Origin of the sequence: Psychrobacter jeotgali (assembly GCF_904846315.1) — a bacterium.
GTDB classification, from domain to species: domain Bacteria; phylum Pseudomonadota; class Gammaproteobacteria; order Pseudomonadales; family Moraxellaceae; genus Psychrobacter; species Psychrobacter jeotgali.
In genome coordinates, this window is the sequence record NZ_CAJHAF010000001.1 from 2,171,726 (window position 1) to 2,189,501 (window position 17,776).

The window sequence follows — 17,776 nt, forward strand, 5'->3', positions numbered from 1 at the left end:
ATGTATCCTCTTTACCTATTTATTGATGAGTGTCTAATTAATGTTCAGTCGATGAAGCTAATGATAAGTAAATTATCGTGAGCATCATAAAAATGAACGCTTGAAGGGTAATGATCAAAATGTGGAAGATAGCCCATGGTACTGATAGTGCCCACTGAATCCAGAATGGCATCAAGGCAATCAAAATAAACACCAATTCACCGGCATACATATTACCGAACAGACGTAAGCCGAGTGAGACTGGTTTTGCAATCAAAGTCACGACTTCTAAGATGAAGTTGACAGGGATTAAAATAATTTTTAAGATAATATTATTTGAGCTAAAAGGGTGCAGCGTTAACTCGCCAATGAAGCCACCGATGCCTTTTTCTTTAATACTGTAACCGATAATCAGTGCAAATACTGAGAACGCCATACCCAAAGTAATATTAGGGTCAGTGGTAGGTACAATTTTAAAGAATACATGATGGGGATCATGCCCCATGGCTGCACCGATTTGACCGGCAAGCCCAGGAATGAAGTCGATAGGCAATAAGTCCATCGCGTTCATCAGGAAAATCCATACGAAGATCGTCAGAGCAAGCGGTGCAATTAGTTTTGAAGTGCCACTATAAGAGTCGCGGACGTTATTATCGACAAACTCTACGATTAACTCAACAGCGGCCTGAGTCTTGCTCGGAACCCCTGAGGTAACCTTTTTGGCAACCATCCAAAAAACGGCGCAAAATAAAATGCCCAAACCAATTGACCAAAGCATAGAGTCTAAATGGATGGCATTAAAACCCATTTGTCCCGCTTCTTCAGCGGTATAGGCAACCTTCCAGCCTTCGCCTGGCAAATAGCCATACGTCCAATTGGTTAAATGGTGAGAGATATAGTCTGTTGATGATTGTTCGGCTGCCATAATGTAAGCTTCTTATTAATCAAATATTTAATCAATTACCAGAAAATACGGTTGTTATCTGATGAGTTAGTTAGTGGTGCTATCCAGGGCACTATTTTAAATGCTAAACAGACCTGACTAAAACGCTCATGTAATCAACAACATCCAACCCATAGTTCTATTGAATTACTATTAGCCTGAATAATTTTCAATAAATTTTAGCTATCAAAAAAGGGCTTATGAGTATTCATTACTAGCCCTTGGCGCTTTCATGTGAAACTATTTGTGAATATTCGCTTATGCTTTTATAAGGACTTACCTTCAGGTAAGTAGCTACAAGCAGAATAATTAGGCCACTATATTAATGCAGCGTTGTATTCATGTAAAGGGAATTATGTATTTTTATCTATGGTATTAATGAGGTAATCAGCTGTCACTGTTTAGTAACGTAGGTTTAAGTCTATAAATTATTTGTAATGTAGCGTTTATTTATAATTAATTCAACCCCATTTCACACTATTTTTATAATACCGACTCCAGTACCGACTACGATTTTAACGAATTCGCCATAATATAAGGATATGGCTGAACTTCATAAAAATAAAACCGCCGAATAATGCCGGCGCCGATAAAGGCTTAATATAGATAAAAATAAGTGCAAAACCAATAACTGTTATCAACCATTTAACCATTTGGCCTCGATACAACTGCCCTACTATATTCCTGCGAGCACGGTATCCGGTATGCCGAAAAACGAAGCTTGCAAATATAGCTTGAGTAACAAAACTTAGTAACGCTCCAATGGCGACACCTTTTGCTACTATAAGCTGCTCACTACGCAGCCAACTGACATCTAGCAATCCTACTATAGCAATAAGGATAAATAATACCCAAGCTTGGCGCTTGATATATAAAGCCACCTCTGTAGTTTGCGTACGTTTTGCAGGTCTGGTCATCAGCTATCCTATAGCGTCAGTATTGGAATAATAACCGCAGCATCGGGATAATCTAATTAAAGAACCGCTTACTGGTAAATGGCTTACTTATGGCATCCATTTAGCCAAAACAAAACGCCACTTATTATAGGGAGCTTGCTGCGGTTAAGCAAGCAAAACATAACGTTTATCTGGTTTTAAGCTTTTGAAGCTTTATTATCATTGGATACAGTAGCGTATTTGTTGAGCCATAGTCTGCCAACCACTGATAAAGTCTTTACTGCCACTCATATCTTCAGCTTGTATAGTGGTATTCACTGGCTGCAATTTAGCCACCAATCCTTTAGCAGGTTTGCTTTGGGTAACTAAGCACATGGTTTTGTTTGGACGCTGTGCATTGAGCCAACGTAGCTGACTGGCCTTAGGCGCTAGATGATGATCGGTACTCAAACTTCCAACTAACCTTAATTGGAGTGCATTTTCTATATATTGATAAGCATCATGATAGACCCAGTAAGGATAAGTTTTTTGCTTATTCTGCTGAGCCGTAACCATCCTATTCATACGTTGAGCGAATTTTTGCGCATTGGCATGATACAGGGTTTTATATTGCGGATTGGCATGACTATGAATAACTGCCAGTGCACGAGTAATGGCTTTAGCATTTTCAGGATCAAGCCAAATATGCGGATCTAGGGTGCCGGCAATAGGCTGACCTTTAACATCACGCAGTGGATAACGCTTAAAAGCCTTAAAGGCAAATAGTGAAATGGCATTGGGTGCCGTATTCAAACTTGCCGCTAAATTATTCTCCAGCGGCTCTCCAAACCAAACGACGAACTTACTGTCTTGAATGGCCTTGATATCGCTTGGACTCACGCTGCCATGGTGACCTACTTCGCCTGGTTGTAACAGCCGTTTAGCCGATGGTGCGCCCTCAGTCACCGCTTCACTTAATAAAAATAAAGGATAATTACTAACGCTGACGGTAGCCGCTTGCCCATTGAGGCTTATAAATAAACCTAGCAAGATAGTAGTCAACCCTACTATCCAACGCGGCAATGGGCGTGACGATAAATGTGGTGATAAATGTGATGATGAGTTTGTCTTATACTTGTATAAATAGTTATATAGGTTCAGCATGTAATAATTATCCTTTAGATGGCAGCTCAAAAAACTCAATAGCTTTACCCAGCTATGCTTTATGCAGCTATATGAGCATTTTAAGAATAAGAGCTTTGAAAACTATGCTTTAAAATTGTAATGTTATAACTTGTATTATGTTATACTATAACAATATAAAGTGCTACATTATTTTGGGGGTTCATAAGGTGTCTAATCATTTGTCCGCTTCGTCTGTATCTAATCATGTGCATGATGTTCAGTACTTTACTGCCAAAGACATCACCAAACGTTTAGATGCCGCAAAAGAGCAGTGCCGGCTACGTGGTGTTCGCTTTACCCCTTTACGCCAGCAAATATACCAACTGGTCTTGCAAGCTAACCAACCCGTCGGCGCTTATGATTTAATTACTCAGCTGCAACAAGCACGGCTAGCACAAAATATTGACTCAGATAACAACAGCACTGATTCAGCTAATATGCAGTCTGTAAAAAATGTTGCACCGCCAACCGTTTATCGTAGTTTGGAGTTTTTATTGGATGAAGGTCTTATTCATCAACTGACTTCAATTAACGCTTATGTGCCTTGCTGCCATCCGCGGGCTGAGCATACAGCGGCATTTCTTATCTGTGACGACTGCCGGCGCGTGCAGGAGTGTAGTAGCTTGCCAGTTCAAGAGATGATGAGCTTCGCTGAGCAGGATGTGGGCTTTACGGTAAGCCATAGCGTGATTGAGTTAAGTGGTCGCTGCCAAGCTTGTCAATAATTGGCTATGGGTTAACCCTTAACGCCAAGCTTTTTAACTACATTAAGCAAAATATCAACCACTCCAACCATAGTAGTCATAAGATGAATAACCTTATCAAGCCTGTCAATCATAAGTCTGCTAAGCAAATGCAGGCCTCTGTAAGTGATACTATCCATAGTAAGCAAAAGCTATTGAGCTTAGAGAATATCGGTTATGAGATTGGCCCGCAACGCCTACTATCCCATATCAGTATGGATATAGCGGTTGATGAGACTATCAGTATCATTGGGCCTAATGGTGCTGGTAAGTCGACGTTAGTCAAAATAATATTAGGCTTGCTTACCCCCACCATAGGTAAGGTTAACGCTCATCAGCCCTTGCAACTAGGCTATGTCCCGCAGCGCTTTGCAGTACCGCCGATATTGCCGCTACGGGTAAAAGACCTGTTAGCCCAAGCAAACAAACATCGTTTGACCCCTGAGCAGCGCCAGTTTGTCTTTGATAAATTGTCCTTGAATCATTTATTATCACGGCAAATGCTGCACTTGTCTGGCGGCGAAACCCAGCGGGTATTATTGGCACGGGCATTATTAGATAAGCCCAACTTACTTATTTTAGACGAACCTATGCAAGGGTTAGATCCTGATACCGAGGTTTGGCTGTATCAATTTATTGACGAGCTGCCTGAGTTCCTGCGCTGTGCCATGCTAGTCATCTCTCATGATTTGCATTGGGTGATGAAAGGTAGCCGGCGGGTGATATGTTTAAATAAGCATATTTGCTGCGAAGGACAACCCAGCGAGCTCGCTATTACTGCTGAATTCCAAAAGCTATTTGGGCACCACTACGAACAGCCTTACGTGCATAAACCCCATGACTGCGAACATCATGCTCCCAGCGAAGTGTTGTAGTTTTTAAAAGCAGTAAAACTTCTAGAAGTTTATTTTTAAATTTAACGGATATCATTTATGAGTGCTTGGTTAGCCATCATTGCGCCTGCTTGGATTGCTGGCAGTATTTTAGCGTTACTTTCAGCCCCGCTAGGCTGTTTGGTATTATGGCGACGGATGGCATTTTTTGCCGACGCTTTGGCGCATGGCACCTTACTGGGAGTGGCATTAGCGGTTTGGTGGCAACTGCCTATGGGAATCGGCATCGCTTTGGTCAGTATTATGGTGGTGGTAGGGCTAGTGGTAATCGATGATGAGCGCCTGCCTGTTGACGCTGTGCTGGCAGTAGTTGCGGTCTCGCTATTATGTTTAGGTTTACTGACTTTAACCCAATTAACCGATCAGCAAGCTAATGTTCTAGGATTTTTGTTTGGCAATCTGTTAGAGATTGACTGGGCAGATTTACCTTTGATTGCGGCTAGCGTACTAGTAGGATTGGGCTTATTAATTTACATCTGGCCTGCACAAATCAAATTAGCTACTCACGAAGCTCTAGCTCGTATCCAAGGCATTAACCCCACCAAGCAGCGGTTATTCTTTATGGGGGTGTTGGCTGGATTTTGTGCCATTGCCATGCAAGCTGTGGGCAGTCTACTGATTAGTGGGCTGTTAGTTTTGCCGGCGCTGACCGCACGTTTATGGTCATTAGCACCTAAGCAAATGGTTATATCCTCACTTATTATTGCTCAGCTCGGGGTTACGTTAGGCGTTTGGGGCAGTATTTTAGTGGACGTACAAACAGGACTGGCCATTGTCTTGGTGTTAGCCCTGATATTTTTTGCAGCGCTAATCCTATCAAAGCTACTGGCTTTGAAAACTCATTCTTGATCGGCACTTATTGTGGTCTTTAGATTTCAGTAGCTTACTCTCACTTATCGACCTTATTTTATTAATTCGTTGGCAGTTTAAGCAAATTATGCTATAACCCACTTATCGATTAATGATTTAATCAGCTTTTTTAATAAAGTGCTAGTTAATGAAGGGTTAGTTAATGACGTGTTAGGCATAGTCTGCAAAACCTGAGAATAGTGACAACCTATGACTGTTTTGATATAAAAGAGGTATGTTTCTATGGCAAGCTACCCTGCCCATAAAATTAGTAGCCCAGATATGCAAGTCAACGTGCTACAGCTAACAGACTTACATTTATCGATGCCTAAAGAACTTTTTACCGCCGATCGTACCCAGTCTAATTGTCAACAAAGCTTTGAGCAAGTTGTTAAGCAAGCACTAGATGAAGATATTCGCTGTGATTTAATCTTGGTTACTGGTGACTTGGTTAATCAAGTTAACCGCACTATTTATGACCATATTTTTGCTGTCTTACAGCGAACCCAGATACCTTTTGCCTGTATCGCAGGGAATCATGATGTCACTGATGAGCTATATTCTGAACGACCTTTTTTTCAGCGAGAGCTGGTTCCACAGCCTGCCGATCCACGCTTGCTGAATCAACATGTGATTGAGACGGATTATTGGCAGATACTACTGCTGGACTCTGCGGTCGCCGGTAAAGTTGCTGGTAAAGTGCAGAATAAGGATATCGAATGGTTATGCAGCCAATTGAGTACTTCTAACAAGCCTGCCCTTCTTGCGCTGCATCATCATGTATTGCCGATGCAGTCAGAATGGATAGATGACCATATCGCTCAAAACGCCGAAGTCTTCTGGCAGCGTATTAGTCCTTTTAAGCACCTAAGCGCTATTATTAGCGGTCACACTCATCAAGAGCAAGTGCGTTGTCGACAAGGCGTTACCGTTTATAGCACGCCATCAACCTGCTACCAATTCAAACCTTATGAAGATGATTTTGCTTACGACAAAAATGCACGTCCCGGTTACCGTTGGTTGCAATTGGCTAACAATGGCAGCATTGTAAGCTGGGTTAAAAGATTAGATACTTAACCGAAAATTTCTATAGCATTCATTAGCTTATGATATAACTACTGTCATTTTACTGAAAAACATATAACCAAAATCAGTGATGCTAATCCAGTATAGTAAACAGGATGAGTATTAAAATAATTAAGGCAATATACACGCTGGCTATTTACAATTGCCCCTACATAGGTCATGATTTTGAACCCCTAAAAAACAGTAAATGGAATACTATAAAGAATAGGATAAAACAGGAGTACCTCTTACCTGCCACACGAGGTAAGGGTAATAAGTAAAGGAATAATGGCTAGGACAGCTAAAACGACCACCAGCCAGATTTTTCCAATCAACACTCTATCAATTAATGATTGTTAATCAGTATTATTTATTATTAGGTAAGCTGTGTTATTTGCGTCACCCCGTGGTAAAACGTTTCGGCAAAGCTTTTAATAGTCTACAAGGATGCTCTTAGGCTTTGTCTTTTACAACGTCGTTTTGTTGAACTAATTTGAGAAAGTAGGATATTTATATGAACAGCCCAACCCAAGATCCAAACGATGTGAAGTTTACGCCTTACGAGCCAGCCAAGGGCGAAGAATATATGTCAGATGCTGAATTAGAGCATTTTAGAACCATATTGTTAGACTGGAAACAGCAGCTGATTGGCGAAGCCGATCGAACTAAAACTTATATTCAGGATGAGTCTAGCGCCATGCCTGATATTAATGACCGCGCTACTCAAGAAGAAGAGTTTGCTTTAACTTTACGTACCCGTGATCGTGAGCGTAAATTGATTCGCAAAATTGATAAATCTATCGCTGAAATTGAGAGCGGTGATTATGGATTCTGTGAAACCTGCGGTGTTGAGATTGGTCTACGTCGTCTAGAAGCACGCCCCACAGCTACTCAATGCATCGACTGCAAAACTTTGTCTGAGATCAAAGAGCGTCAAAACCAAGGTCACACTTAAGCCAGTATGGTTGAATCATACCAAACTATATAAGTATAAGTAGTCTTGACTGGTAATCAATAAGTTGGTTGCCAGTTATTTAAAGTTAACTTTATATTGAATTTCACCTAGCCAACCTAGATTTCTTTTAGGTGCCTAACTACTGTTGTCCCTTATTTTGAATACCTCCCATATCCTTACGCCTAATCATGCAGCAAAAGCTCAGCCTATAGGCCGTTTTGCGCCCTCACCTACTGGCGAGCTCCATCTGGGCTCATTGACTACCGCCTTAGCCAGCTACTGTCATATCAAATCTTTAGGTGGTCAATGGTTATTGCGCATGGAAGATACCGATACCGAGCGCTGTGATCGTCAATTTAGTGAACAAATCCTGATAGATCTAGAAGTCCTTGGTCTTCATTGGGATGGAGATGTTATCTACCAATCCGAACGTCTTGATATCTATAATGATTATTTATCATCAAACCTAGCCGCACTTAGTTACGCTTGTCAGTGCTCACGTAAGAGCTTGGCACAGTATTGGCAGCAGCAGGAGAAAAATGAGAATAAGCAATCTCTAACCGCCAATACAGAGTTGTTAGCCAGTAAAGCTCTGGATAATAATAAAGCGCTCAATGATCCTGCTTTAATCAATAGACAGCGCTACCCACGCTGCTGTCTAAAGGCCTTTCTTAATAAGCAGCAGCATAAGCTACGCTTGCAGTTGCCAGACTATAGTATCGGATTCTTGGACCATATTCAGGGGATTCAATGGAGCAATCCGCAGCAGACCTTGGGTGATATGGTGGTGCGTCGCCAAGACGGTATGATCAATTATATTTTGGCTGCTAGTATCGATGATGGCCTGCAACAAGTGAGCCATATCATGCGTGGTTTGGACATTATGCCGCTGACTACGGCGCAAATCAGCGTTATGACTGCCGCCAACTTACCCACCGTCGATTACTGGTATCATTTGCCACTGATCTGTCATCCAGATGGTCAAAAACTCTCAAAACAGAATCTAGCCCAGCCTATCGATACCCGCAGTCCAAACAAGCTCATTGCTTTAGCCCTGAACTTATTACAGCAGCCAGCCGTTGACTTAGATACCCCTGAGCGCATGCTAGCACAAGCGGTTAATCAGTGGAGTAATACGCCATTGCAAGGAAAACGCTCCTTATTGACTGCCGATACTGAAAAATAAAAACGCCACTAATTATTTTATTAGTGGCGTATTTTTACTTAATATACTTATTTTATTTGCTATTGACTCTATTACTTTATGCGCACGTCTTACTCAACCAAGATACTCTCTATTTATTTATCAAGCGCATTTCTCTTTGAAAGCAAACTTTTCTTCGTTTATTTTTCTTATTAATAATAACGACCTTGGCTCTTTTCTATAGTTGGACTTTCCTTTTGAATCTTAAGTAGCAGTGCTACCATAACCAAGCTTATGAGCATTGATGAACCACCATAACTAAAAAACGGCATGGTCAGACCTTTAGTAGGCATAGCACCCATATTCATGGCGGCATTAATAATGGTTTGCGCAATAAAGATAATACCAATACCAAAAGCGGTGTAACTCATACGCATTTGCCGACGTTTTAGCGCATTATAGCTGATACGCATAGCACTACCGATAATCAGCGCTTCCAGTAACAAGATCATAGTAACGCCCACAAACCCCAGCTCCTCACCGGTAATCGCTAATAAAAAGTCCGTATGGGCTTCGGGTAAATGCGATAACTTTTGCACACTTTCACCATAGCCAACGCCGGTAAAATTACCACGGCCGAAAGCAATCAGGCTGCGTGCCAGCTGATAGTCGGTATCCTGAATATCATCAAATGGATCTAAGAATGATAATACGCGCGTCAAGCGATATTGTGCCATAGTTACCGCCAGCACTCCGAGCACAGTAACGACCGCACCTAACGCCACAAATTGTTTATAGGGTGCTCCAGCAATATAAAATATCGCAAATACTGTCCCTACCACAACTACCAATGAACCAAAGTCAGGCTGGAGTAATAGCAAAAATGTTAATAGGCCAATGACCAACGATATACGTAAAAAACCGTCCCAACCGTTGCGCACTTCAAACGAGCGCCGGACCACAAAGTCAGAAACGAATACAATCACCACCAGCTTAGCCAACTCAGCCACTTGAAAATTGATAAAGCCTAAATCAAGCCAACGTTTAGCGCCATTAATAGGCGTACCAAACAAAGTCAGGATAAGCAGCAACGCCGTGATTCCCAGTAGAAAAAACTGGGTGCCCGTTTTATATAAAGTTTTGAGCGGTACTAGCCAATAGGCAAGCGCAGCGATTACTACTCCAATACCCATAAATAGTAATTGACGTTCAAAAAAATAAAGCTCACTCATTCCTCGACTGAGTGCAAAGGGAATCGATGCCGAGGCTACCATCAGTAAGCTGAGTACCAGCATACAACCCACACTGGCTAATAACACAGCACTTGCTGAAGGTAAAGAAAGAATGCCACCGTCGCTACTGGTAGTCGATTGAGCTTTGCGAGAGGAACGAGAAAAAGAAGAGAACGCCATAATATTCAATACACTAAAAAGCTGAAGAACACGGCGTTTATGAAACGCCACCGTTTAACCATCAAAACAATAACACAAAACCGTACGATGAAAATATAAGGAGCAAATACGAAAACACATTCTAGGCCGTCCCCTAATGCTATGTCCTAACTTTATGCTCTAATATTTTATGTCAATATAAAGGATGCTTATAACTGTTGACAGTAGCAGTAATTATTAAGCAAAACAATCATTTATGCTACTGATAATGCTATTAGTCATATTTGCATACTTAGCAAACCCTACACTTTTGTTGCGGGGTTATCTGTAGCCATTTGCTGTACCAGTTGACCAAAATGCACTCCGCGGGCCTCATAACCACTGAATTGATCAAAGCTGGCGCAGGCAGGTGACAATAATACGGCCTGAACTTGCGATAAGCTACTGGCAATCACCTGCTCGATCACATTAAAAGCTTCTTCTAACGTATGGCATTGATGAACGTCTACCTCGTCGGTATTGAGATTTGCGGCGCGCAAATGCTGTTCAATGAGCTCAGCATCTTCACCAATAAACAATACCTTACTGACATACTGATTGATAAAGGACGCCAGCTCACCGAACTGTTGACCTTTACCCTGACCGCCTAGGATTAGGAGTAATTTGCCATCTTTCGGTGCATAAACTGCACCTAAGCCTTCGATGGCTGCCATAGTTGAGCCAACATTAGTACCTTTAGAGTCGTTAAAATAATCAATACCAGCTATTGTCGAGAGGTACTGGCAACGATGCTCAAGACCAGTAAAATGCTGCAAAGTATTCAGCATACTATCAAGTGGTAGTCCTGCTAACTCCCCAAGAGCTAAAGCGGCTTGAGCATTTAGGAGGTTATGACGGCCTTTAATCGGTAGCTGGTCCGCTGCTAATAAACGCTCGGCACCACGCGCCAAATATATCTGTCCATCAGGCGCAGTGATAAGACCGTATTGGCCTTTATCAGGAGCGTGGATACCGGTACTTATCCGAGGTAAATTATCAGCCACCAGCGGACGAGTCAATGCATCTTCACGGTTGATCACTACCGACTTGGCCCCTTGAAAAATGCGATGTTTGGCCTGATGATAACCCAACATATCGCCATGACGATCCAGATGATCGGGCGACATATTGAGCACCGTTGCTACTTGCGCCCCTAAACCAGTCACCGTCTCCAACTGAAAACTTGAGAGCTCCAGCACGGCCAATTGCATATCAGGATTAGACAGCAAGCTCAGCGCTGGTACCCCAATATTGCCACCAACTCCAACATTCAGACCGGCATCAGCTGCCATTTGCCCTACCAAAGTGGTTACCGTACTTTTGGCGTTAGAGCCAGTAATAGCGACTATCGGCACGTCACACGCTTCACAAAAAAGCTGAATGTCACTAACTACGGGTACCTGCGCTTGCCGGGCAGCGGCGATAGCATCCGTATTAAGTGCAATACCTGGGCTGATGATAATACGATCAGCCTGCTGCAATAATTCGGCATCTAGAGCACCAAACTGACGAATAGTTATCGATTCAGGTAATTTGTCGGCTAATACAGGGGCTGGTTGACCATCGGTAACGGCAACACGAAAACCTTTTTCGGCCAAATATACTGCCGCTGATAGCCCTGACTGTCCTAGGCCCACCACTACTTGTAGTCCACTACTTTTATGTACGAATTTATCTGTTGTCACTGGGTTCGACATATATCTTCCTTATATTGAGGCTTACATGAGCTCAAGCTCTCAACTATATAAATTTTGAACTTATAGTCTTTGATATCATGATGAGCATCATAACGGTATCGTTCAGGTTTCGATACAGCTTTGTCATCACTTTGTGCTATTATGCGCATGTTTTTTATATTAAATTATATATGCTCAAAAGCGTTGTTGGATTTGCATTTTAATACAGGGTTGTTGCCATATCTATTATGCTAATCTCACTCGTCTCTAGCAGTAAATCATACGTCATTATGGTGGGCGCATCCGATTTTATCATAGGCTCTATTGTAGCTTTGCTCATCTCACCTGACAATCTATCCGCTACGACAATATATCGTAGCCACTTATATAATACCTTAGGTTTTACGCAATATTGATTTTACGCAATACTTTAAACGAACTATTGATAGTAATATCGCAGGGAATACTTTAAACACTAAAACGCTTAGTAACATTCGCTTGCTCAGCGCCGCCGTAGTTTTATTACTGAATAATATTCTTGGTATTGCTATTGAATAATATGTTCAGTGCCTAATAATTACTTTTTTGCTTCTAACTATATGCAGTTTACTTATGACCTCTTTTTTTGATAGCTTACGTGACGAGTGGTTTTCTAATGTACGCGGCGATGTTTTATCAGGCATAGTAGTAGCGCTAGCTCTGATTCCTGAAGCCATAGCTTTCTCTATTATCGCTGGCGTCGATCCAAAAGTAGGCCTATATGCCTCATTTTGTATTGCCGTAGTGATCAGTTTTGTAGGTGGGCGCCCGGCCATGATTTCAGCGGCTACAGGAGCAATGGCGCTGCTAATGGTAGATCTGGTCGCCGATCATGGGTTGCAATATTTATTAGCAGCAACGCTACTATGCGGAGTCATTCAAATTGTCATGGGGATTTTGAAGCTAGGTAACTTAATGCGCTTCGTTTCTCGCTCGGTGGTGATCGGTTTTGTCAATGCGTTAGCGATATTAATCTTTGCCGCTCAATTGCCAGAGTTAAACCCAATGACTGAACGCGTTGGTCTGACGGTCTATTTGATGACTGCAGCCGGGCTGGCGATTATTTATCTTTTCCCATTAATTCCTCGTGTGGGCCGTGTCGTTCCCTCCCCTTTAGTATGTATTGTGGGGCTGACCGCTGTCGCTCTATATATGGGACTCGATATTCGTAATGTTGGCGATATGGGCGACCTGCCAGATACGCTCCCTATGTTTTTACTGCCTGATATTCCGCTCAATCTTAATACTTTAGCTATTATTGCCCCTTATTCTATCGGTCTAGCTATTGTAGGTTTACTGGAATCCATGATGACTGCGACTATTGTCGATGAGCTTACAGATACGCCTAGTAATAAAAACAAAGAGTGCCGTGGTCAAGGTATGGCTAACGTAGTCTCGGGCTTCTTTGGTGGAATGGCGGGCTGTGCGATGATTGGTCAATCAATGATCAACGTCAAATCTGGTGGTCGTACTCGTCTATCTACTTTGATTGCCGGTGTGGTGCTACTCATCATGGTGGTGTTCTTAAGCGACTGGGTCAGTCAAATTCCTATGGCTGCACTCGTAGCCGTAATGATTATGGTCTCTATAGGTACTTTTAACTGGCAGTCTATTCGCGAATTTAAGACCCATCCTATGTCGTTTAATATCGTTATGTTAGCCACAGTCCTAACTACCGTATTTACTCACAATCTAGCTTATGGTGTTGGGGTTGGTGTGCTGCTATCTGCGTTGGCTTTCGCTAATAAAATTGGCCAGTTCTTGACTATATTTAGTGAATACGACGAGAGTAGCAATACACGTTATTATTATGTACAGGGCCAAGTGTTCTTTGCTTCTACTACTCAATTCCTAGATAGCTTTGATACTAAAGAAGCGCTCGATACTATCTATATAGATGTGAATCAAGCGCACTTTTGGGATGTCAGTGCTGTGGATACTTTAGACAAACTGGTCATGCGTTTGCAACGTGAAGGGATTGATGTCAAAGTGGTAGGACTGAACAAAGCTAGCCGCACGTTGATCGATCGCTTCTCTATCCATGATCGCCGCGATATTGGACTATTAGATTAACCCCTTTAGTTAAAAAATGGACAATAACGCTTATTAGGCTGCCTATGTACGGCAGCCTTTTACCTCATGTCGTTTTTTCTAGCCTTACTTTTTTAGTTTTACTTTTCCAGTTCTAAAAGTACCGTTTAGTGATACTTTCTTTATTGAGATGGTGTGGTGGTATTATGAGTAACTTAAAGCCTAACAGTGTGATTGCTTGTTTAGACTGTCCTGATCATGTGCAGGCAGTATTAGATGCCAGCATTTGGGCTTCCATGCGGCTTCAAGCTCCGATCGGCCTGCTACATTCTGTTCCAAGCTTACAACAAAAAGCAGCGATTAATTATTCGGGCTGCATAAATATCGATGATGAAAACATGCTGCTGGATCAATTTACCAGTCATGAACACTCAGGGAATTCTGAGCTGAAGGCGCATGGGCGGCTACTTTTACACCAAGCAGCCACTTATTGCAAACAGCAGCAGCTTAAGTGTAAAACCTATACTCTACATCGACACGAAAACCTTATTGAAAGCCTCGATTATGTCGATGATACCGCTCAATTAGTGGTGGTTGGCCATCATCTAACCTGCAAATCCACTTTAAGCCAGCTTATACGCTTAAGTAATTGCCCTATTTTGGTGACTCATGCATCCTTTTTGACTCCGACGAATGCTTTATTTGCCTTTGATAACCGTCCTACCACCCACAAGATGCTCAATTGGTTATGTAAGACTCCACTGGTACGTGCTCTAACCATTCATATCGTAATGGTCGGTAAAGAGAACTCTACCAACTGTGATGCCTTACGAGAGGCGTATGCTCGGCTTAAGCAAGCGGGAATCAACTGTAAAAAAGTATTGTTAGACTGCCGGGATGTTAGCGCCGCCCTAACTTATTATCAAAAAGAGCATGATATAGGTCTATTAATGACTGGAGCATTTGGTCAATCAAGACTGCGTGAGCTCATACAAGGCAGTGATACTAAAAAGCTACTAGGCAGTACCAAAACTCCTTATCTATTATTTCCTAAAGTTTAAACGGTGCCATCCTTGTACTTAAGAAAACTGCTTCTATGGTGGGGAGCTATTAAATCATAGTCCTGGTTTTTATTTAAGATCCTCAAGGGCGTTTATCGATGCTTTTTTGGTGGTGGTTTTAGCAAAACATCACAGGATAGCCTCCCCGCAAGCTATAAAAGTTGGTTATAATAAAAGCCACATTACTGTAGTTACTATCACAACTAAGCTCATTCATGACTGATTCACCCATCGATAACTTCCCCTAGAGCGCACTTGTCATGAGTCTTAAATAACTATAAAAGTGATAGTTACTCAATATGCTAGCAAATACTTACCAACCTGCGACACCATCTATATAAGGAAAATTCCATGAAGTTAATCACTGCGATTTTAAAACCATTTAAACTTGATGATGTGCGTGAAGCATTGTCCGACATTGGTGTCAAAGGCGTTACGGTTACCGAAGTTAAAGGATTTGGTCGCCAAAAAGGACACACTGAGCTCTATCGCGGTGCAGAGTATGTGGTAGATTTTTTACCTAAAGTAAAAGTTGAAGTAGCAGTGGTTGATGAAATGGTTGATCCGGCTATCGAAGCCATTACTCGTATTGCCAGCACTGGCAAAATCGGCGATGGTAAAATCTTTGTCACCGCACTTGAGCAAGTCATTCGCATTCGCACGGGCGAAACTGGTCCTGATGCTATCTAAGGTCAATAGAGTTCTCAAAAGTTAAGACTTCACTCTAGACCGTTAATGTTTCATCAATAAAAAACGCCAAGCACAAAAAATCCCGCAATAGCTTGTTAGCAATGCGGGATTTTTATTAATAATCTAGCGAGTATGATGACTGAGCACCTAACTACTCAATAGAATCATAAACTTACTTCTTTTTCCACTCTTGGCTACGAGAGAATGGACCAATATAACCTTTCAAATTCAAGGTGTTACCATTTAATTGAGCAGTCATACGGTAGTCTTTACCTTTTTCAGGATCTGTAATCGTACCCCCACTATATTTACCACTACCATCAGCTTTTAGACCTTTAATGACTTTCATGCCAACGTGTTTTTTACCTGTTGCTGAGTTAGTATCAACTAGCGTACCGGTTAGCACACCATTTGATTCGGTAATCTTAACCGTACCTTTTGGTTTGCCTTCATCAAAAGTTTGCCAAGTGGTATTGTGTAATGGATCAGCGGCAAACGCCATAGTGGCTAAACTGATACCAGCGGCAGCTAAAGCGGTTTTTGTAAATAATTTCATAAATCGACTCCTTTCGTACGATGATTGTTCAAAACAGATGATTATTAAAGCGATTGGCTGTTTTGCATCCATAGCTTTGGTTAAGCCACTAGGGTATAAACCAAGCTATAGTCCAAGTTCATAATTACAACTTAATTTATTATAAACAAATTCTAAGCTTTGCCTAGTAAATTTTTTATATAGTATTATTGCTGTAAAAATAAAACTATATCAAATACTTACAAAAAAGGATTGTCTATAAATCTGTCTGATTGGTCACTATTTTCCTTTGACTCAAGCTCTTTATTAAGATCCCTATCGGTGTTTTCAAACGCTTGTAATATCTTACTGGTCAGCTCGTGCAGCTGCTGCGCCTGTTCATATCCGGTCTTATTAAGATACAAATCTATATCGCCATAAATGATAATTTTGTCTTGTTGGTTCTCTATAACTAGCTCGCCAATCTGTATACTTTGATGATTATTAGCAAAAGGATCAATCATGGGACGCTCCTATTCATTTATCGATTTTATAGGTTATAGAAGAGGTTAAGTAAACTATCGAGCCAATATTTAAATCATTTACTGATTATCAGACCTTTACTATGCCTGAAACTGCGCTAATAACCAATCGATAATCGCCCAGACAAAGATCATCCATTCAGGCTCGTTATTTTTTGATGGCTCTACTTCTAACTCCAGCTCCTCACCGGCTTTTAGGGGTAACTCCAGAGCGTTGGATCTACTCGAACGATCTAAAATAGGCATAACATCAATCCCTATCTGTTGTTCTAGCTGATCAATACTAATTACCTCTATACGCTCGGATTCATCATTAGGCGCATAATAAACGCCGGCTTGATTAATCGCTGGAATATAGACCGCCTTAAAAAAGTGACTGGGCACTAATACTCGTCCCGAAAGCTGTTTGATTTTTTTATCAGTAAAAGCCACCCCAGTCACGCTATAAACCTCCCCATATTGCTGGGTTAGGTAGCGAGTAGCAGATTCGATATTGCGCCAGATATAACGGTTATTGCGCGGCGATTGCGGCGCGATATTGGCCAAACTAAAACTGTCGTATTGCTGGCTACGGGTTGCCATATTGCCATTGGGCGCTAAATGCCCACGATCATAACCTGAGCCTGAATAATCTGATAGTTTCGCCCGTGCAGACTTAGGCAGACGACTTTCTTCATGGAAGCTGTCTTCACGATCAATCTGCTTGGCTTGCTGGATACGCTGGCGGGTCAAATGCTCAGCTGACCACAAAGGCGTACGCGATAAGCCTGAATACATGACCGCAAAGCCATCCATACATAACGACTGAGTATTAGCGCTTAGCTTATCACTGGTAAATTCAGGATAAACACCACCATAAAAAGACTCGCTACACTGCGACAAGTCATCAGCATGAGCGGGCAATATCATTATCATCAAAATGCTAGCAATCAGCACCGCATTCAACACTGCTTGGTTCATCTTACGCCAAACGATATGCTGCTGAATATGAGGCTGTTGCCCAAATATATTTATCATTACTTTACTTTTAGCCTTCATCTAAATCTTAATATCTGCCATTAGGTTATATTGGCAGACCCTAATTATAAACAAAGACAGGCAGTATAGATATAAAAGGGAATAAAAGCGCAAGCAATGAGTTTTTAGCAGTGACATCAAAGAG

Annotated in this window: 17 protein-coding genes; 9 read left to right on the forward strand and 8 right to left on the reverse strand. The window is 41.7% G+C overall.

The window, feature by feature from the left end; all coding sequences use genetic code 11:
- Window positions 1-37 precede the first annotated feature (37 nt).
- The 3 genes from atpB to JMX18_RS08940 form a co-directional block, all read right to left on the reverse strand.
- The gene (gene atpB / locus JMX18_RS08930) at window positions 38-904 is read right to left on the reverse strand and encodes a F0F1 ATP synthase subunit A (protein ID WP_201587006.1); all 867 of its coding nucleotides are present in this window, start codon (window positions 902-904) and stop codon (window positions 38-40) included.
- Between the two features lie 533 nt (window positions 905-1,437).
- Window positions 1,438-1,839, reverse strand: a complete 402-nt coding sequence (locus JMX18_RS08935) for an ATP synthase subunit I (RefSeq protein WP_201587009.1) — start codon at window positions 1,837-1,839, stop codon at window positions 1,438-1,440.
- A gap of 198 nt (window positions 1,840-2,037) precedes the next feature.
- Complete coding sequence (locus JMX18_RS08940) at window positions 2,038-2,961, reverse strand: metal ABC transporter solute-binding protein, Zn/Mn family (RefSeq protein ID WP_201587013.1); 924 nt, start codon at window positions 2,959-2,961, stop codon at window positions 2,038-2,040.
- Between the two features lie 200 nt (window positions 2,962-3,161).
- On the opposite strand from JMX18_RS08940, the gene JMX18_RS08945 reads away from it, so the two are divergent.
- From JMX18_RS08945 to gluQRS, 6 genes are all read left to right on the forward strand, one after another.
- Complete coding sequence (locus tag JMX18_RS08945) at window positions 3,162-3,707, forward strand: transcriptional repressor (protein WP_227674615.1); 546 nt, start codon at window positions 3,162-3,164, stop codon at window positions 3,705-3,707.
- Between the two features lie 128 nt (window positions 3,708-3,835).
- Window positions 3,836-4,600, forward strand: a complete 765-nt coding sequence (locus tag JMX18_RS08950) for a metal ABC transporter ATP-binding protein (RefSeq protein WP_201588301.1) — start codon at window positions 3,836-3,838, stop codon at window positions 4,598-4,600.
- 57 nt (window positions 4,601-4,657) lie between these two features.
- A complete protein-coding gene (locus tag JMX18_RS08955) occupies window positions 4,658-5,467 on the forward strand; it encodes a metal ABC transporter permease (protein WP_201587018.1) in 810 nt (269 codons plus the stop codon).
- A gap of 243 nt (window positions 5,468-5,710) precedes the next feature.
- Window positions 5,711-6,544 (forward strand): metallophosphoesterase, encoded by an 834-nt coding sequence (locus tag JMX18_RS08960; RefSeq protein ID WP_201587020.1) that lies wholly within the window; start codon window positions 5,711-5,713, stop codon window positions 6,542-6,544.
- A gap of 502 nt (window positions 6,545-7,046) precedes the next feature.
- Window positions 7,047-7,487 carry an RNA polymerase-binding protein DksA gene (dksA, locus tag JMX18_RS08965; RefSeq protein WP_201587027.1) on the forward strand — a complete coding sequence of 147 codons (441 nt, stop codon included), beginning with the start codon at window positions 7,047-7,049 and terminating at the stop codon, window positions 7,485-7,487.
- 157 nt (window positions 7,488-7,644) lie between these two features.
- Window positions 7,645-8,673, forward strand: coding sequence for a tRNA glutamyl-Q(34) synthetase GluQRS (gene gluQRS / locus JMX18_RS08970; RefSeq protein WP_227674616.1), 1,029 nt, complete (start codon window positions 7,645-7,647; stop codon window positions 8,671-8,673).
- 170 nt (window positions 8,674-8,843) lie between these two features.
- On the opposite strand, the gene ftsW is transcribed toward gluQRS, so the two are convergent.
- Together ftsW and murD are read right to left on the reverse strand one after the other, a co-directional pair.
- Window positions 8,844-10,043, reverse strand: a complete 1,200-nt coding sequence (gene ftsW, locus JMX18_RS08975) for a putative lipid II flippase FtsW (protein WP_201588303.1) — start codon at window positions 10,041-10,043, stop codon at window positions 8,844-8,846.
- Between the two features lie 281 nt (window positions 10,044-10,324).
- Entirely contained in the window at window positions 10,325-11,758 is a 1,434-nt protein-coding gene (gene murD / locus JMX18_RS08980) for a UDP-N-acetylmuramoyl-L-alanine--D-glutamate ligase (protein WP_201587028.1), read from the reverse strand.
- A 591-nt stretch (window positions 11,759-12,349) separates the two neighbouring features.
- Here murD and JMX18_RS08985 point away from each other — a divergent pair.
- The 3 genes from JMX18_RS08985 (at window position 12,350) to JMX18_RS08995 (ending at window position 15,558) form a co-directional block, all read left to right on the forward strand.
- Window positions 12,350-13,849, forward strand: a complete 1,500-nt coding sequence (locus tag JMX18_RS08985) for a SulP family inorganic anion transporter (RefSeq protein ID WP_201587030.1) — start codon at window positions 12,350-12,352, stop codon at window positions 13,847-13,849.
- A 164-nt stretch (window positions 13,850-14,013) separates the two neighbouring features.
- Window positions 14,014-14,868: a universal stress protein gene (locus JMX18_RS08990; RefSeq protein ID WP_201587032.1), complete on the forward strand. Its 855-nt coding sequence runs from the start codon at window positions 14,014-14,016 to the stop codon at window positions 14,866-14,868.
- 351 nt (window positions 14,869-15,219) lie between these two features.
- The gene (locus JMX18_RS08995; protein ID WP_201587034.1) at window positions 15,220-15,558 is read left to right on the forward strand and encodes a P-II family nitrogen regulator; all 339 of its coding nucleotides are present in this window, start codon (window positions 15,220-15,222) and stop codon (window positions 15,556-15,558) included.
- A gap of 172 nt (window positions 15,559-15,730) precedes the next feature.
- On the opposite strand, the gene JMX18_RS09000 is transcribed toward JMX18_RS08995, so the two are convergent.
- The 3 genes from JMX18_RS09000 to JMX18_RS09010 form a co-directional block, all read right to left on the reverse strand.
- Window positions 15,731-16,114 carry a DUF2147 domain-containing protein gene (locus JMX18_RS09000; RefSeq protein ID WP_201587035.1) on the reverse strand — a complete coding sequence of 128 codons (384 nt, stop codon included), beginning with the start codon at window positions 16,112-16,114 and terminating at the stop codon, window positions 15,731-15,733.
- Between the two features lie 218 nt (window positions 16,115-16,332).
- Window positions 16,333-16,596: a hypothetical protein gene (locus JMX18_RS09005; RefSeq protein WP_201587036.1), complete on the reverse strand. Its 264-nt coding sequence runs from the start codon at window positions 16,594-16,596 to the stop codon at window positions 16,333-16,335.
- Window positions 16,597-16,695: 99 nt separating this feature from the next.
- Window positions 16,696-17,631 (reverse strand): DNA/RNA non-specific endonuclease, encoded by a 936-nt coding sequence (locus tag JMX18_RS09010; RefSeq protein WP_227674617.1) that lies wholly within the window; start codon window positions 17,629-17,631, stop codon window positions 16,696-16,698.
- Between the last annotated feature and the right edge of the window lie 145 nt (window positions 17,632-17,776).

Excerpts from the sequence above, each read along its gene's own strand:
- JMX18_RS09005 (WP_201587036.1), bottom strand. The coding sequence starts at position 16,596 with ATGATTGATCCTTTTGCTAATAATCATCAAAGTATACAGATTGGCGAG.
- JMX18_RS08955 (WP_201587018.1), top strand. The coding sequence starts at position 4,658 with ATGAGTGCTTGGTTAGCCATCATTGCGCCTGCTTGGATTGCTGGCAGT.
- JMX18_RS08960 (WP_201587020.1), top strand. The coding sequence starts at position 5,711 with ATGGCAAGCTACCCTGCCCATAAAATTAGTAGCCCAGATATGCAAGTC.
- JMX18_RS08940 (WP_201587013.1), bottom strand. The coding sequence starts at position 2,961 with ATGCTGAACCTATATAACTATTTATACAAGTATAAGACAAACTCATCA.
- JMX18_RS08950 (WP_201588301.1), top strand. The coding sequence starts at position 3,836 with ATGCAGGCCTCTGTAAGTGATACTATCCATAGTAAGCAAAAGCTATTG.
- JMX18_RS08935 (WP_201587009.1), bottom strand. The coding sequence starts at position 1,839 with ATGACCAGACCTGCAAAACGTACGCAAACTACAGAGGTGGCTTTATAT.
- JMX18_RS09000 (WP_201587035.1), bottom strand. The coding sequence starts at position 16,114 with ATGAAATTATTTACAAAAACCGCTTTAGCTGCCGCTGGTATCAGTTTA.
- murD (WP_201587028.1), bottom strand. The coding sequence starts at position 11,758 with ATGTCGAACCCAGTGACAACAGATAAATTCGTACATAAAAGTAGTGGA.
- dksA (WP_201587027.1), top strand. The coding sequence starts at position 7,047 with ATGAACAGCCCAACCCAAGATCCAAACGATGTGAAGTTTACGCCTTAC.
- atpB (WP_201587006.1), bottom strand. The coding sequence starts at position 904 with ATGGCAGCCGAACAATCATCAACAGACTATATCTCTCACCATTTAACC.
- JMX18_RS08985 (WP_201587030.1), top strand. The coding sequence starts at position 12,350 with ATGACCTCTTTTTTTGATAGCTTACGTGACGAGTGGTTTTCTAATGTA.
- JMX18_RS08995 (WP_201587034.1), top strand. The coding sequence starts at position 15,220 with ATGAAGTTAATCACTGCGATTTTAAAACCATTTAAACTTGATGATGTG.
- JMX18_RS08990 (WP_201587032.1), top strand. The coding sequence starts at position 14,014 with ATGAGTAACTTAAAGCCTAACAGTGTGATTGCTTGTTTAGACTGTCCT.
- ftsW (WP_201588303.1), bottom strand. The coding sequence starts at position 10,043 with ATGGCGTTCTCTTCTTTTTCTCGTTCCTCTCGCAAAGCTCAATCGACT.
- JMX18_RS09010 (WP_227674617.1), bottom strand. The coding sequence starts at position 17,631 with ATGATAAATATATTTGGGCAACAGCCTCATATTCAGCAGCATATCGTT.